Origin of the sequence: Coprococcus sp. AM100_B19A, from assembly GCF_027662015.1 — a bacterium.
GTDB lineage: Bacteria > Bacillota > Clostridia > Lachnospirales > Lachnospiraceae > Allocoprococcus > Allocoprococcus comes.
Genome location: NZ_JAQDKN010000022.1, coordinates 1 through 235, shown reverse-complemented (window position 1 = coordinate 235; position 235 = coordinate 1). Strand labels below are relative to the sequence as shown.

The following is a 235-nucleotide window of genomic DNA, read 5'->3' as shown; positions in this document are numbered from 1 at the left end:
CGAAGACGAAGAAGAAGCAATCGCGGAAATCCAGAAAGTATTAGAGGAGAATCTGTAGGATTATGATTACACTAAGTGGTAAAAGTGTTTTTGGTGGCGTAGCCATCGGGAAGATCGCTTTCTATAAAAGACAGGAAAAGCAGGTAAGACGGTATCGTGTAGAGGATACCGAAGCGGAGGTGGCACGTTTTGAGGATGCCCAGGAGACTGCGATCGCACAGCTCGGTGAGTTGTA

At 46.8% G+C, this 235-nt stretch carries 1 protein-coding gene; it reads left to right on the top strand.

Features of this window, described 5'->3' with window-relative positions; genetic code table 11:
* Positions 1 to 62: 62 nt before the first annotated feature.
* Positions 63 to 235 (top strand): phosphoenolpyruvate-utilizing N-terminal domain-containing protein (locus PGQ33_RS17075; RefSeq protein WP_334303954.1); only part of this gene is annotated, 173 nt, incomplete at its 3' end.